Origin of the sequence: Klebsiella sp. ZJOU C1, assembly GCF_035620215.1 — a bacterium.
Classification (GTDB): Bacteria; Pseudomonadota; Gammaproteobacteria; order Enterobacterales; family Enterobacteriaceae; genus Klebsiella; species Klebsiella variicola.
This window is the reverse complement of sequence record NZ_CP141644.1, coordinates 4,479,616-4,493,986: the sequence shown is the minus strand read 5'-3', so window position 1 is coordinate 4,493,986 and position 14,371 is coordinate 4,479,616. Positions and strand designations below refer to the sequence as shown.

Sequence of the window (14,371 nt, the reverse complement as noted above, 5' to 3'; positions counted from 1 at the left end):
CCCCTTAGCCAAGTTCATTGGGATCGAGCGCGCCCGGGATATTTTTAATCTCTTCCCAGCGCTCGCCTTGCAGGCGATAGCCTGTTGCCGGACCGGCATAATCGTTCACGTCATTCACGGCCGAGAGCACCTGGCCCTCGCCGACGATAATGGCGGAGGTGTGCAGGTAGTCGCCGGTGAGCTTGGCTTTCTGAATATTGAGCATGTCCTGGGCGACATCGGGGAAGCCGCCTTTCGCCAGGGCTTTCACCACCTCCAGGCCGTTGCGGTTCTTGTTGATGATCTCCTGGGCAAACTTGATGTCCTCAACGATGTTGCGCTCAGGCATATCTTTTGAACCGTGGGCGTAAGTGGCGGCCTCCACCTCTTCATCCGTAATTGGCGGCAAACCCATGCCGGCAAATACCGCTTGCAGCGCGCGGGCGGCTTTATTACGAATGGCGATCACGTCCTCTTCACGCACCGGCCGCAGGCCGCCATCGACCTTCAGATCGCGCTGGATCACGTTGTAGTCGTCGAAGTCTTCGGCATCTTCGTTGGAACCGGCGAACATGTTGTCGTAGTTTGGCACCGCCGAGTAACCGGAGGAGATAAAGTCGGTGCCTGGCAGGAACTGCATCAGCAGGCGCGCGGTACGCCGCATATCCGAGTGGGTAAAGGTTTGATCGTTACTTGAGGCGCACTCCAGATCCAGCGCTGAGCAAATCAGGTTTTCCGCCAGTACGGCGCGGATACCCGACGGTACGGCGGACGGCACGCCGATACAGCTGACGGAGCCATTCTGCAGGCCTTGCACCCCGGCGGCTTTGGTGATGTAGATGCAGCGCGCTTCGAGATACAGCATCGATTTGCCTTCGGCATAACCCATCTGCACTTCAGAGCCGGAGCCGGAGGTAAAGCGCATTTTCAGGCCGCGCGAGGCGTAGGAGGAGGCGAGGAAGCCTTTCGACCATGGGGTGTCATCGCCATCGGTAAACACCGGTTCCGTACCGTAGACCGAAATGGTTTCGGCATAGCAGGTATGGCCCAGCATGCCCAGTTTCAGCTCGGTGGCTTCTTCCAGGGAACACTGGGTGAGGACGCCGGGGCGGCCCACCTGTGAACCGACCAGCAGGGCGATGGCGTTGAACGGCGCGTAGCGCGCCACGGCGACGGTGGTCTCCTGCTCGTCAAAGCCGCGCCATGCGCCTTCAGCGGCGTCGGCGGCAATCTGTACCGGATTATCTTTGATATTAGTGACATGCGCCTGCTGGGACGGCGTGCGGCGGGCGCGCATTTTTTGCATCGCCATCATCATCTCGACCACGTTCATATGCGACACCACTTCGACGATTTTCGCCGGGGTCATCGCGGTGGTGAGCGGCACGATGTCGCTGCGTTTAACGTTCGGGTCGCAGAGCATATTGGCGAGCTTGACCGAATCCATGGCCATCACTTCTTCGGCACGTGCCAGATTAATACCGTAGCGCGCGATAAAGTGGTCAATCAGGTCGAACTGCTCAACCGGTTTGCCGTCGAGTTCGGTCACCGCGCCGTTGACGATGCGGATAGAGGGTTTGGGATCGTTAGGGCTTTCCATCGCGATAAAGCCCTCTTCGATCCACTCCTTAACGAAACCATCCTGATTCACAGGGCGTTTCGCCAGTGCTTCAAATCTTTTCGATCTCATGAATCAGCCTCGCGGGTATTAAATGTAGGAGGGGCGATCGTTTTTCGGTTCGGCGCCCAGCGTCCCCAGTACGGTTTTGCCGATCTCCCGGGCGGAGATCACCGCCTGGCGCACCGCGCCGGAGTCGCCGGAAATCACCAGGATGGCTTCGTTGCTGAAGCTGGTGCCGTGGGCCGGTGAGCTGTAAGCCACCACTTCGACGTTGGCTGATTTCAGCGCGGTATCGGCCATCAGCACGCCAACGGACGCCGGCGCGCCGACGATAATCCCGCAGGCGCGGCCCAGCGGAGCGCCGAAGGCTTTTTCCAGGGCGTAGCTGGCGCGCGCGGTATACTGCAGCTCGATATGACCCGCCTCGTTGCCGTAGACATCGCCGAAAGTACGGTCCAGCTCTTTCAGCGCGACCTCAATCCCGCGTTTGACGTCGGAAACATCGTTCCCGCCCAGCACAATCAGTGAGCCATGGCCTGCGCCGCCTTTGGTGTCGCGAGGAAGCTCAATGCTGACCACTTCGGTGTTGGTGGCTTTGACCGCTTCATCGGCGGCCATAATGTGCGGCCCGGCGCCGGTGCGAGCGCCGAGGATGCCGATAGAGCGATAGCGTTTTTCAAGCTTCATGGCTTCCAGCAATGCGGCATCCACGTTGGCGATGACCAGCCCGAGGGTGTCGCCAATGGCGGTCCCGACAAATTCCGTTAAGCTGCAGCTTTTCTCTGCCATAGCCGTTTCTCCTGTGGGATGGGGGGTATCGGGAAGCGCCTGCTGCTCTGGCGTCGCCACACGGGCTATGACTTGCGCCATGATCTGTTCAACCAGCTCATTGCTGCTCATTGGCTATTCCCCTTCGGTAAGATTTTTTCAACATCGGTATGGGGGCGGGGAATGACGTGTACGGCTTTCACCTCGCCCACGTGGCGGGCTGCGGCGGCACCGGCGTCGGTGGCGGCTTTTACGGCTCCCACGTCGCCACGCACGATGACGGTCACCAGGCCTGAACCGATCCTTTCATAGCCAACTAATAAAACATTGGCCGACTTAACCATTGCGTCAGCGGCCTCTATGGCTGCGGTTAAGCCTTTGGTTTCTACCATTCCTAATGCTTCTTGTTGCATAAAGACCTCGCAGGGTATGTTCCAGTGAGGGAACTATATGGCGGGGCGGCGAAAAAGAATGGCTGAGTTGATGGTGTAGAACGAAAAAATAGTGGTTTTTATATAATAATAAATAGTCATGATTTATTTTATATTGTTGTTTTTATTGGTTTTTATTTTACTTATTAATGTGATTATCTTGCGGATGCTGTTCCGTATTTACATTTTTGGGCGTGATTTTTTAAATTGTTTTTGCTATGCGATATTTTGCATGGTGTGATATTTGTTGGAAAATAAGCACTGCGCTTTTGCAATTTTTTATTATTGAGTTGGAAATAAAAATATCCCCTGAACGCCCGCCATTGCTGCATGGATTCGCGAGCAAATAGCAATAAATTGCTCTTCTTCAGCGACTTTACGCCGCCCGTTTTCCGCAGGATGCCAACACTTTGCTGCCGCCGGTTTCTATAGTGGGCCTCGCCGTACCCAACGAGCCAGCGGATGGTTGGCTGGCCTGGACACGAACTTCGTCAAGAGGTGTCACAATGAATGGTTCTTTACGCGCGCAATGTATCGCCGAGTTTTTAGGCACCGGGCTATTTCTGTTTTTTGGTATCTGCTGCCTGAGCGCTCTGAAGCTGGCTGGCGCCAGCCTGGGGCTGTGGGAGATCTGTATTATCTGGGGACTGGGTATTTCTCTGGCGGTGTACCTGACGGCCGGCATTTCGGGGGGGCATCTGAACCCCGCCGTCACCGTCGCCCTGTGGCTGTTTGCCTGCTTCCCGGGCAGAAAAGTGTTGCCCTATATCGTGGCCCAGGTCGCCGGCGCGTTTGGCGGCGCCGTGTTGGCCTGGATACTTTACAGCACCCTGTTTACGCAATTTGAAACGGTACATCATATGGTGCGTGGCAGCCTGGAAAGCCTGCAGCTGGCCAGTATCTTCAGTACCTACCCGGCGCCTGAGCTCAGCATCTGGCATGCGGCGCTGGTGGAGGTGGTGATCACCTCGATGTTGATGGGGATGATCATGGCGCTCACCGATGATGGCAATGGCGTACCCAAGGGCCCGCTGGCGCCGCTGTTGATTGGCATTCTGGTAGCGGTGATCGGCGCCTCGACCGGGCCGCTTACCGGTTTTGCGATGAACCCGGCGCGTGATTTTGGCCCGAAATTATTTGCCTGGCTCGCCGGGTGGGGCGACATCGCGATGACTGGCGGAAGGGATATTCCCTATTTTATCGTGCCCATCATCGCGCCATTGCTGGGCGCCTGCCTCGGCGCCGCAATTTATCGTTTTCTCATCGCTAATAATCTTCCCTGTCATACCTGCGTTGAGGAGAAAAATACGCGTTAGCATCCAGTGAAAAATGTATTACTGAAATAGCAAAACTATTTCATGAACCGATATCACGAACCGCTCAAAAAGTCTCCCCGGGGTGGGAGACTTTTGTTATTGTCAATGCACTTTTTTATCGTCGACGGGATCTGATGCTAAAAAAGGGAAATATGAATAATATGTTTTATTTATAACAAAAAATTAACTGAGGGGTTTTATCATGATTTCTGCGAGTACCCTGAACTCAGAACTCATCAATAAAATCGCACAGGATTTTGCGCAAGCCACCAGTCTGGCGGTTGTGGTCGTCAATATTCACGGTGATGAGATTTCTGAACTGTTTAATTTCACGCCGTTTTGCCAACTCATGCGTCAGCACCCGGAGCACAGCGGACGCTGTCGCATGAGCGACCGCTGCGGCGGGCTGGAAGCCTCAAAAAATGACCAGCTGTGTATCTACCGCTGTCACGCGGGGTTAACCGATTTTTCCATCCCGCTGGTGATCGCCGGCCACCTCGTTGGCTTCGTGCTGTGCGGCCAGGTGCGTCTGAGCAATGATATTGAACTGGTTGATATTCTGAACGTGGATGACCGCTGGCAGGACGATCCGGCGCTGGTCCAGGCGTTTCGCGATGTGCCTGAGATGGACTATTCGCGGGTTATCGCTTCGGCGGATCTGCTGAAGCTGATCGTCGAGAATTGCCTGAAAAAACAGCTCAACTTTGTGGTTATCAAAGATAACCCGCCGCAGAACGACCCGGCGCAGGCCTGCCGGGCGGCCTCGCCGCACGATGGCAAAATGAAGAAGGCGCTGCGCTATATCGACGCGCATCTCTCCGATGAGCTGCGTCTGGAGGACGTGGCGGCGCACGTCTATCTCAGCCCGTACTACTTCAGCAAACTGTTTAAAAAGTATCAGGGGATCGGCTTTAACGCCTGGGTCAATCAGCAGCGGATGGCGAGCGCAAAAGAGCTGCTATGCCACAGCGACTGGAGCATTGCCAGCATCGCGCGGAATTTAGGTTTTTCGCAAACCAGCTATTTTTGCAAAGTGTTTCGCCAGACCTATCAGGTAACGCCGCAGGCATTTCGTCAGCAAATTAATGCCGGATCACAAACTGAGTCTTTTTAAATGACAATATTTTGCTATTGCCGATTTTTGATATCCCGGAGTATCTTCATCATTATAAAATGAAAAAAACGACAGTAGAGCAATAAATTGTCATAGCGCAACAAAATAGTGATATTCGAGGGATAAACTACACCAGTTTTTATTTTTGTGATGGGATAGAGTGTCCGTTAATACGAGACTGATGAATATCACAACACCGCTTCACCTCGCGGACGTCATTTTGCAGGCGATGAGGCGGTAAAAGTAAGCGTGAAACATTAACCGCGGATGCATGGCGCATCGGCGAATACAACCGACAGGTTCGACACCAGTTTGGTGTCAGGGAAGGGGGTGTAAATCCCCCGCAGCCCCCGCTGCTGTGATGCTGACGACCCCGCAAAAACCACTGATCGTAAGATTGGGAAGGGCGGGCGAGAACGAGGCTAAGCCAGAAGACCTGCCTGCCGGTAACTGACCAACAACTTCGGTGGGAAGTGGGTGGCTTAGCGGTGCGTGGTCGCAGGACCAGGCATGCGCGCAGCTATACCCCGACCACCTGAACAGGACAGGGTATGGCAACCAGGCGTGCGTTTATTCTTGCGGGTACCGGCAGCGGTTGTGGCAAAACCACCGTTACGCTTGGCCTGCTCAGCTTGCTCCAACAGCGCGGTTTGCGGGTGCAACCCTGTAAAGTGGGGCCAGACTACCTGGACACCGCCTGGCACACCGCCATCAGCGGCATCGCCTCCCGCAATCTCGACAGCTTTATGCTTCCCGCCCCGATACTCAACGCGCTGTTTGCCGAACAACTGCAGCAGGCCGACATCGCGGTTATCGAAGGGGTGATGGGCCTGTATGACGGCTACGGTATCGACCCCAACTACTGCAGCAGCGCGGCCATGGCCAAACAGCTTGGCTGCCCGGTGATTTTGCTGGTGGATGGCAAAGCGGTGTCGACTTCCGTCGCCGCCACGGTGATGGGCTTTCAACACTTTGATCCGGCCCTCAACATCGCTGGCGTTATCGTCAATCGGGTTAACAGCGACGCGCACTTCCAGCTGCTGAAAAGCGCCATTGAGCGCTACTGTCAGGTGCCAGTGCTCGGCTATGTGCCGCGCGTGGAAGGCGTGGCGCTGCCCGAACGGCATCTGGGGCTGGTGACCGCCCGCGAGTCGGTGGTCAATCAGCAGGCATGGCGGGATTTTGCCAGCCTGCTGGGGCGCACCCTCGACATAGACCGGCTACTGGCCCTCAGCGAACTGGCCGCCATGCCGGCCGGCGAGTGGGGGGAACAGCTTGCCGCCGACGCCGGCGAAGGACTGACGCTGGCCCTCGCCGACGATGAGGCCTTCAATTTTTATTACCCCGATAACCTGGCGCTGCTGGCGCGCTGCGGCGTGAAGATGGTGCGCTTTAGCCCGCTGCGCGATCGCCAGCTGCCGGCCTGCCAGATGATCTGGCTCGGCGGCGGCTACCCGGAGCTGCATGCGGCCGGGCTGTCCGCCAACCATGAGATGCTGGCGCAGCTTCGCGCGGCGCACCGGCGCGGGGTGGCGATCTACGCCGAGTGCGGCGGCCTGATGTATCTGGGCACGACCCTGGAAGTCACCGGCGGCGAGCGCTACGCCATGGCGGATATTATTCCTGGACACAGCCGAATGGGGACGCGTCTGACCCGGTTCGGCTACTGCGAAGCGCAGGCGCAGCAGCAGACGCTGCTGGCCGCTCCTGGCGAGTGGCTGCGCGGCCATGAATTTCATTACTCCGATTTTTCGCCCGCCACCCCTGCCGTACTGGCCTGCCGTAAACAGCGAGACGGTAAGACGCTCCAGCAGTGGCCGGGAGGATGGCAGTCCGGCAGCGCCTTTGCCAGCTATCTCCATGTCCACTTTGCCCAGCGCCCCACCATGCTCAACCACTGGCTGCGAGCGGCAAGGAGGGCGCAATGACTCTTCTCGCCTGGTGTGTGGCCTGGATACTTGATGTGCTCATTGGCGATCCGCCGCACTGGCCGCATCCGGTGCGCTGGATAGGTCGCCTGATCACCGTCAGCCAGCGTGTGGTGCGGCGCGTCTGCCATAGCGACCGGGCGCTGCGCATCGGCGGCGGGGTAATGTGGCTGGTGGTGACCGGCCTGACATGGGGCGTGGCCTGGGGCGCACTGGCGCTGGCGCACGGGCTCCATCCCTGGCTGGGATGGCTGGTGGAGGTGTGGATGATCTTCACCGTGCTGGCGGGACGCTGTCTGGCACAGTCGGCGATGGCGGTGGCCCGGCCGCTGCAGGCCGGGGATCTCGCCGAAAGCCGGCATAAGCTCTCCTGGATTGTCGGGCGCGATACCTCTCAGCTCCAGCCAGCGCAGATCAACCGTGCGGTGGTGGAGACCGTGGCGGAAAACACGGTGGATGGCATTATCGCGCCGCTCTTTTTCCTGCTGCTGGGCGGCGCGCCGCTGGCCATGGCCTATAAAGCGGTCAACACCCTCGATTCCATGGTCGGCTATAAACACGAAAAATACCGGGCGATCGGCATGGTCAGCGCCCGTCTTGATGATGTAGCCAACTTCCTTCCCGCCCGGCTGAGCTGGCTGCTGCTCAGCCTTGCCGCAGTGCTATGCCGGGAAGATGGCGCCCGGGCGCTGCGTACGGGCTGGCGCGATCGTTATCAGCACAGCAGTCCTAACTGCGCCTGGCCGGAAGCGACCGTCGCCGGCGCGCTGGGGATCCGCCTTGGCGGCCCGAACGATTACTTCGGCCAGCGCGTTGAAAAGCCCTGGATAGGCGACGCCGTCCGCGACATCGCGGTGGACGATATTTCCCGAACCATTCGATTAATGTGGGTGGCGTCAAGCCTGGCGCTGGCGCTATTTATCGGCGTGCGCTACTGGCTGGTCGGCGCGGCCTGAGGAGAACCTGATGCAGTACATCCAACAACCGCAGGCGATCGAGGCGAAAAGCTTCGACATCATCAGCGAGATCATCGCCGAAACGCGACCGGACTACCGTTTCGCCAGCCCGCTGCACGAGGCGATTATCAAGCGGGTGATCCACACCACCGCTGACTTCGACTGGCTGGATATTCTGTGGTTTTCTCCGGATGCCCTGATCGCGCTGAGCGAGGCGTTGAGCCGGCCCTGCACGCTGTATACCGATACCACCATGGCGTTGTCCGGGATCAACAAAAACCTGCTGGCCCGCTTTGGCGGCGAATGCCGCTGCTATATCAGCGACCCACGGGTGGTGCGCGAGGCGCAAAGCCGGGGGATGACCCGCTCGATGGCGGCGGTGGATATTGCGGTGCAGGAGCCCGGGGAGAAAGTGTTCGTCTTCGGCAATGCGCCAACCGCGCTGTTTCGCCTGCTGGAACATCGCGAGACGGCCATCGGCGGCGTGGTGGGGGTGCCGGTCGGGTTCGTCGGCGCGGCGGAGTCGAAAGCGGCGCTCAGCGAGAGCGGCCTGCCGGCCATCGCCGCGCTCGGCCGCAAAGGGGGTAGCAACGTGGCGGCAGCGATTGTGAACGCTCTGCTTTACCACCTGCGGGAGGCGCAATGAGCGATCAGACCTTTGACGCCCCGGTGTGGCATCACGGCAAAGCGCTGCGCAAGGGCTACACCACCGGCTCCTGCGCCACGGCGGCGGCAAAAGTGGCGGCGCTGATGGTGATGCGCCAGCATCTGATCCACCAGGTCTCGATCGTCACCCCCTCCGGCGTCACCCTGTGCCTGAACGTCGAGTCTCCGCACGTCGAAGGGCAGCAGGCGGTCGCCGCGATCCGTAAAGACGGCGGCGATGATGTCGACGCCACCCACGGCATGCTGATTTTTGCCCGGGTGACCCTCAATGACAGCGGAGAGATTAGCCTGTTGGGCGGCGAGGGCATCGGCACGGTGACCCGCAAAGGGATCGGCCTGCCGACAGGCAGCCCGGCGATAAACCGTACTCCGCGGCACACCATCGAGACCGCCGTGCGCGAAGCGATTGGCCCTTCCCGCGGCGCGCAGGTGGAAATCTTTGCTCCGGAAGGCGTACTTCGCGCGCAAAAAACCTATAACGCGCGGCTGGGGATCCTCGGCGGGATCTCGATTATCGGCACCACCGGGATCGTCACCCCGATGTCGGAAGAGAGCTGGAAGCGCTCGCTCTCCCTCGAGCTGGAGATAAAACGCGCCGCCGGGCTGGATCGCGTAGTGCTGGTGCCGGGCAACCACGGTGAGCGCTTTGTCCGCGAACAGATGGGCATCGACCCGCAGATAGTCGTCACCATGAGCAACTTCGTCGGCTACATGATTGAAGAGGCGGTCCGGCTTGGTTTCCGCCAGATTGTGCTCATCGGCCACCCCGGCAAACTGATCAAAATCGCCGCCGGGATCTTTCATACCCACAGCCATATCGCCGATGCGCGGATGGAAACCCTCGTCGCTCATCTGGCGCTGCTTGGCGCGCCGCTGCCGCTGCTGACGCTGGTCAGCGAGTGCGACACCACCGAAGCGGCAATGGAGCATATCGACGCCTGGGGATACCAGCGCCTCTATAACCATCTGGCTGAGCGTATCTGCCAGCGCGTTCTTGAGATGCTGCGCTTCACTGAGCAACCGCCTGCCTGCGACGCGGTTCTGTTTTCTTTTGATAACCAGGTGCTGGGCAGCAGCCGTCCGCTGGAGGCGATTGCCCGGGAGCTGGCATGTTGACGGTCGTGGGGATGGGCCCGGCGGGGCTGCAGTGGCTGACCCCGGCCGCGCGCGAGGCGATCGCCGCCGCCGAGGCGCTGGTGGGCGGCAGCCGCCACCTCCGGCAGTTTCCCGCCTTCGCCGGCGAGCGCTTTGCGCTGGGGGCTGATATTCCGGCGCTGCTGGCGTGGATCGAGGCCCGCGCCGGGCGCCGCGTCGTGGTGCTGGCCTCCGGCGATCCGCTGTTCTATGGCATTGGCACCCGGCTGATTGCCCACTTTGGCCGGGAACGGGTGCAGGTGATCCCCGGCATCAGCGCGGTGCAGTACCTCTGCGCCCGGGCGGGCATCGACATGAACGACATGTGGCTGACCAGCAGCCATGGCCGGGCGGTGAGCGTCGATGCGCTGGCCGCCCACCGGAAAGTCGCCATGGTGACCGACGGCCGCTGTGGTCCGCGGGAGATTGCCGCCCAGCTGACGGCCCGCGGCAAAGGCCACCGCTGGATGGTGATCGGCGAAAATCTGGCGATGGAAAACGAGCGGATCCACTGGCTGCCGGTCAGCGCCGTGGAGGACGAATATGAGATGAATGCGGTGGTGATCCTCGATGAAAGATGAGCTGTTTTTGCGCGGCGCCCAGGTGCCGATGACCAAAGAGGCCGTGCGCGCGCTGGCGCTGGCGAAGCTGGAGCTGCACCGGGCGCGCCACCTGATTGATATCGGCGCGGGCAGCGGCAGCGTCAGCATTGAGGCCGCCCTGCAGAACCCGGCGCTACGGGTGACGGCGATTGAGCGTCAGGCCGACGCGCTGCGCCTGCTGGCGGAGAACCGGCAGCGCTTTGGCTGCGACAACATCGCTATCGTGGCGGGCGTTGCGCCGCTGGCGGTCGCCGACAAAGCCGACGCGATCTTTATGGGGGGCAGCGGCGGCCACCTGACGGCGCTGATCGACTGGTCGCTGGCGCAGCTGCATCCCGGCGGCCGGCTGGTGATGACTTTTATTTTGCAGGAAAACCTTCATAGCGCCCTGGGGCACCTGCAGCAGTGCGGCATCCACGAGGTGGACTGCCAGCAGCTGGCGGTCTCCACTCTGGCCACGCTGGGCAGCGGCCACTATTTCAAACCCCATAATCCCGTTTTTGTCATCGCCTGTCAGAAGGAAGAAAACCATGGCTGAGACTTTTGATCCCCATTGCGTGTGGTTCGTCGGCGCCGGTCCTGGCGATCGCGAACTGATTACTCTCAAAGGCTACCGTCTGCTGCAGCAGGCGCAGGTGGTGATCTACGCCGGGTCGCTGATCAACACCGAGCTGCTGGCCTACTGTCCGCCACAGGCGGAGTGCCACGACAGCGCCGCGCTGCATCTGGAGCAGATCCTCGACCTGATGGAGGCGGGGGTGAAGGCGGGAAAAACGGTGGTGCGTCTGCAGACGGGCGATGTTTCGCTGTACGGCTCGGTGCGCGAGCAGGGCGAAGAGTTGACCCGCCGCGGGATCCGCTGGCAGGTGGTGCCGGGCGTCAGCGCTTTCCTCGGCGCGGCGGCCGAGCTGGGGGTGGAGTACACGGTGCCTGAGGTATCGCAAAGTCTGATTATTACCCGTCTGGAAGGGCGCACGCCGGTTCCTGCGCGCGAACAGCTGGAGGCCTTTGCCAGCCATCAAACTTCGATGGCGATTTACCTGTCGGTGCAACGTATTCACCGGGTGGCGGAGCGGCTGGTGGAGGGCGGCTACCCCGCGACCACCCCGGTCGCGGTGATCTACAAGGCCACCTGGCCGGAAAGCCAGACCGTCCGCGGTACCCTCGCGGACATCGGCGACAAAGTACGCGACGCCGGGATCCGCAAAACGGCGCTGATCCTGGTCGGTCCCTTCCTCGGCGATGAGTATCACTACTCAAAACTGTACGCAGCGGATTTTAGCCATGAATACCGTAAAGCCTGAATCCATTGCCCTGTTTTGCCTGACGCCCGGCGGCGTGCGGCTGGCAAAACGGCTGGCGGCCATGCTGCCGCTCACCTGCTACACCAGCGAAGCGCTGCAGGAAGAGGGGTTTATCCCCTTCAACGGCGGCTTTGCCAGCGCAGCCCGCGAGGCATTCAGCAGTTTCTCGGCGCTGATTTTTATCGGCGCCACCGGGATTGCCGTGCGGGTGCTGGCCCCGCTGGTGAATGACAAGTTCAGCGACCCGGCGGTGGTGGTGATTGATGAGCGCGCCCGGCACGTCATCAGCCTGCTCTCCGGCCATGCCGGGGGGGCGAATGCGCTGACCCGCTATCTCGCCGGGATGCTCGACGCCGACCCGGTGATCACCACCGCCACCGATGTCAACGAGCTGGCCGCCCTTGACACGCTGGCCTTCCAGCTGAACGCCCGGATGACCGATTTTCGCGCGGCGGTGAAAACCGTCAACCAGATGCTGGTGAGCGGTATGCGGGTGGGGCTGTGGTGCGACGCTGAATTTACCGAGGCGCTAAGCCGGTGCGACCAACGCGGCTTTATCCCGGTAAGCGACCTGGCGCGCTTGCCGGCGCTCGACGCGCTGATCTGCGTCACCCTGCGCCGGTCGCTGCCGCCGCTGCCGGTACCTTACTGGAAGCTGGTGCCCCAGCGGGTGGTGGCGGGGATCGGCTGTCGGCGCGACACCCCCTGTTCCTTGCTCTGTACGCTGCTGGATCGCCAGCTTGCCGCTCAGCGTCTTGACCCGCTGGCGCTGAAAGCGATCGGCAGCGTGAGCCTGAAGGCAAACGAGCCGGGGTTGCGCCAGTTGGCTCACCGCTGCCGGGTGCCGTTCGAAACCTTCAGCGCCGAGGCGCTGCGCGAGCACGAGCACCGCTTTCCAGCCTCGTCTTTTGTCCGGGAGACGGTCGGCGTCGGCAGCGTCTCCGGTCCGGTGGCCTGGCTGCTGAGTCAGGGAAACCTGTCCGGCGAAACCCTGCGCGAGCAGGGCGTGACCATTACTTTGGGAGTAACACACTGATGTTAAGCGTAATCGGAATTGGCCCTGGCTCGCAGGCGATGATGACCATGGAAGCCGTGGAGGCCCTGCAGGCGGCAGAGATTGTGGTGGGCTACAAGACCTACACCCACCTGGTAAAAGCCTTTACCGGTGACAAGCAGGTGATCAAAACCGGCATGTGCAAAGAGATTGAACGCTGCCAGGCCGCCATTGAGCTGGCGCAGGCCGGGAACAACGTTGCGCTGATCAGCAGCGGCGACGCCGGCATCTACGGCATGGCGGGGCTGGTGCTGGAGCTGGTCAATAAGCAGCAGCTGGACATTGAGGTCCGTCTGATCCCAGGGATGACGGCGAGTATCGCCGCCGCCTCGCTGCTCGGCGCGCCGCTGATGCATGATTTCTGCCATATCAGCCTCAGCGATCTGCTGACGCCGTGGCCAGTGATTGAAAAACGCATTGTCGCCGCAGGGGAAGCAGACTTCGTTATCTGTTTTTACAACCCCCGCAGCCGCGGCCGCGAAGGGCATCTGGCGCGCGCCTTTGCGCTGCTGGCGGCCAGCAAAAGCCCGGACACGCCGGTCGGCGTAGTCAAATCCGCCGGGCGCAAAAAGCAGGAGAAATGGCTGACCACCCTCGGAGAGATGGATTTTGCCCCGGTGGATATGACCAGTCTGGTCATCGTCGGCAACAAAGCGACTTACATCGACAACGGTCTGATGATCACCCCGCGAGGCTACGCGCTGTGAACCACGGCGACGTGCTGGTTATCGGGGGCACCAGCGATGCGCGGGCGATCTGCCAGCAGCTGGATGCCGCCGGCGTGCGCTACACCCTGTCGGTGGCGACCCCCACCGGCGAGCGGCTGGCCGGCGATATCCGCGGGCGGATACGCTGCGGGCGCATGGAGTGGCAGCAGATGGCGGAGTGGCTCAGGGCGCAGCGCACCCGCTGGGTGATTGACGCCTCTCACCCCTACGCCGAAGTGGTCAGCCAGAATATTGTGCGCGCCTGCGCCAGCGTCGGGGTCCTGCTCAGCCGTTATCAAAGGCCGGAGCAGCTGAGCGATCTGCGCCATCCGCTACTTCACGTGGTCGGCGATCTGAACGAGGCCTGCGCGCTGGCCCGTCGCCTCGGGGAGCGGATCCTGCTGACCACCGGCAGCAAAGATCTGGCGGCCTGGCGGGCGGGACTGGCGGAGAAAACGCTGCTCGCCCGGGTGCTGCCGGTGCCGGAGGTGGTTCAGCACTGTAGCGATCTGGGGTTTGGCGTCGGGGAAATCTTTGCCCTCTGCGGGCCGTTCAGCGCCGAATTTAACGCCGCCTTTTATCGCCAGTGCCGGGCTGATGTTGTGGTCACGAAAGCCTCGGGCGCGGAAGGGGGCTATCAGGAAAAAGTACAACCCTGTCTTGATGCGGGGATCCCCTGCATCGTCATTACCCGCCCGGCGCCGCTGGTGAAGGGCGATGAATTACTGGAAAGCCAGGCCGATTTCGCTACGCGGCTGACGCGCTGGCTGTCGGCGACTTGAGGAACAGGA

Annotated in this window: 15 protein-coding genes and 1 riboswitch; of the genes, 12 read left to right on the top strand and 3 right to left on the bottom strand. The window is 60.8% G+C overall.

Annotated features, from left to right (window positions below):
- Positions 1–4: 4 nt before the first annotated feature.
- Genes pduC through pduA form a run of 3 tightly spaced genes read right to left on the bottom strand, consistent with a single transcriptional unit; the run spans position 5 to position 2,781 of the window.
- Positions 5–1,669, bottom strand: a complete 1,665-nt coding sequence (gene pduC, locus SPE70_RS21460) for a propanediol dehydratase large subunit PduC (protein ID WP_002915744.1) — start codon at positions 1,667–1,669, stop codon at positions 5–7.
- 18 nt (positions 1,670–1,687) lie between these two features.
- Positions 1,688–2,500, bottom strand: a complete 813-nt coding sequence (gene pduB / locus SPE70_RS21455) for a propanediol utilization microcompartment protein PduB (protein ID WP_008806300.1) — start codon at positions 2,498–2,500, stop codon at positions 1,688–1,690.
- On the bottom strand, positions 2,497–2,781 hold the full coding sequence (pduA, locus tag SPE70_RS21450) for a propanediol utilization microcompartment protein PduA (protein WP_002915737.1): 285 nt from the start codon (positions 2,779–2,781) through the stop codon (positions 2,497–2,499). Before pduA ends, pduB begins: the two co-directional genes overlap by 4 nt.
- Before the next feature lie 524 nt (positions 2,782–3,305).
- On the opposite strand from pduA, the gene pduF reads away from it, so the two are divergent.
- The 12 genes from pduF (at position 3,306) to SPE70_RS21390 (ending at position 14,362) form a co-directional block, all read left to right on the top strand.
- Positions 3,306–4,115, top strand: a complete 810-nt coding sequence (pduF, locus tag SPE70_RS21445) for a propanediol diffusion facilitator PduF (RefSeq protein WP_012967303.1) — start codon at positions 3,306–3,308, stop codon at positions 4,113–4,115.
- 202 nt (positions 4,116–4,317) lie between these two features.
- Positions 4,318–5,229, top strand: a complete 912-nt coding sequence (gene pocR / locus SPE70_RS21440; RefSeq protein ID WP_012967304.1) for a transcriptional regulator PocR — start codon at positions 4,318–4,320, stop codon at positions 5,227–5,229.
- Between the two features lie 280 nt (positions 5,230–5,509).
- Positions 5,510–5,688: riboswitch (cobalamin riboswitch) on the top strand.
- A 92-nt stretch (positions 5,689–5,780) separates the two neighbouring features.
- Positions 5,781–7,157, top strand: a complete 1,377-nt coding sequence (locus SPE70_RS21435) for a cobyrinate a,c-diamide synthase (protein ID WP_032755427.1) — start codon at positions 5,781–5,783, stop codon at positions 7,155–7,157.
- Entirely contained in the window at positions 7,154–8,113 is a 960-nt protein-coding gene (gene cbiB / locus SPE70_RS21430; protein ID WP_008806296.1) for an adenosylcobinamide-phosphate synthase CbiB, read from the top strand. The genes SPE70_RS21435 and cbiB overlap by 4 nt, the downstream gene beginning before the upstream one ends.
- 10 nt (positions 8,114–8,123) lie before the next feature.
- Positions 8,124–8,759 (top strand): cobalt-precorrin-8 methylmutase, encoded by a 636-nt coding sequence (locus SPE70_RS21425; protein WP_012540682.1) that lies wholly within the window; start codon positions 8,124–8,126, stop codon positions 8,757–8,759.
- Positions 8,756–9,895: a cobalt-precorrin-5B (C(1))-methyltransferase CbiD gene (cbiD, locus tag SPE70_RS21420; protein WP_064170024.1), complete on the top strand. Its 1,140-nt coding sequence runs from the start codon at positions 8,756–8,758 to the stop codon at positions 9,893–9,895. The genes SPE70_RS21425 and cbiD overlap by 4 nt, the downstream gene beginning before the upstream one ends.
- Complete coding sequence (locus tag SPE70_RS21415; protein ID WP_049139866.1) at positions 9,889–10,494, top strand: cobalt-precorrin-7 (C(5))-methyltransferase; 606 nt, start codon at positions 9,889–9,891, stop codon at positions 10,492–10,494. Before cbiD ends, SPE70_RS21415 begins: the two co-directional genes overlap by 7 nt.
- Positions 10,484–11,053 (top strand): decarboxylating cobalt-precorrin-6B (C(15))-methyltransferase, encoded by a 570-nt coding sequence (locus SPE70_RS21410; RefSeq protein WP_064170025.1) that lies wholly within the window; start codon positions 10,484–10,486, stop codon positions 11,051–11,053. The genes SPE70_RS21415 and SPE70_RS21410 overlap by 11 nt, the downstream gene beginning before the upstream one ends.
- On the top strand, positions 11,046–11,819 hold the full coding sequence (locus SPE70_RS21405; RefSeq protein WP_004149602.1) for a cobalt-precorrin-4 methyltransferase: 774 nt from the start codon (positions 11,046–11,048) through the stop codon (positions 11,817–11,819). Before SPE70_RS21410 ends, SPE70_RS21405 begins: the two co-directional genes overlap by 8 nt.
- Positions 11,800–12,855 carry a cobalt-precorrin 5A hydrolase gene (gene cbiG, locus SPE70_RS21400; RefSeq protein WP_064170026.1) on the top strand — a complete coding sequence of 352 codons (1,056 nt, stop codon included), beginning with the start codon at positions 11,800–11,802 and terminating at the stop codon, positions 12,853–12,855. The genes SPE70_RS21405 and cbiG overlap by 20 nt, the downstream gene beginning before the upstream one ends.
- Positions 12,855–13,580 carry a precorrin-3B C(17)-methyltransferase gene (locus tag SPE70_RS21395; RefSeq protein WP_008806290.1) on the top strand — a complete coding sequence of 242 codons (726 nt, stop codon included), beginning with the start codon at positions 12,855–12,857 and terminating at the stop codon, positions 13,578–13,580. Before cbiG ends, SPE70_RS21395 begins: the two co-directional genes overlap by 1 nt.
- The gene (locus SPE70_RS21390; protein WP_008806289.1) at positions 13,577–14,362 is read left to right on the top strand and encodes a cobalt-precorrin-6A reductase; all 786 of its coding nucleotides are present in this window, start codon (positions 13,577–13,579) and stop codon (positions 14,360–14,362) included. The genes SPE70_RS21395 and SPE70_RS21390 overlap by 4 nt, the downstream gene beginning before the upstream one ends.
- Positions 14,363–14,371 lie beyond the last annotated feature (9 nt).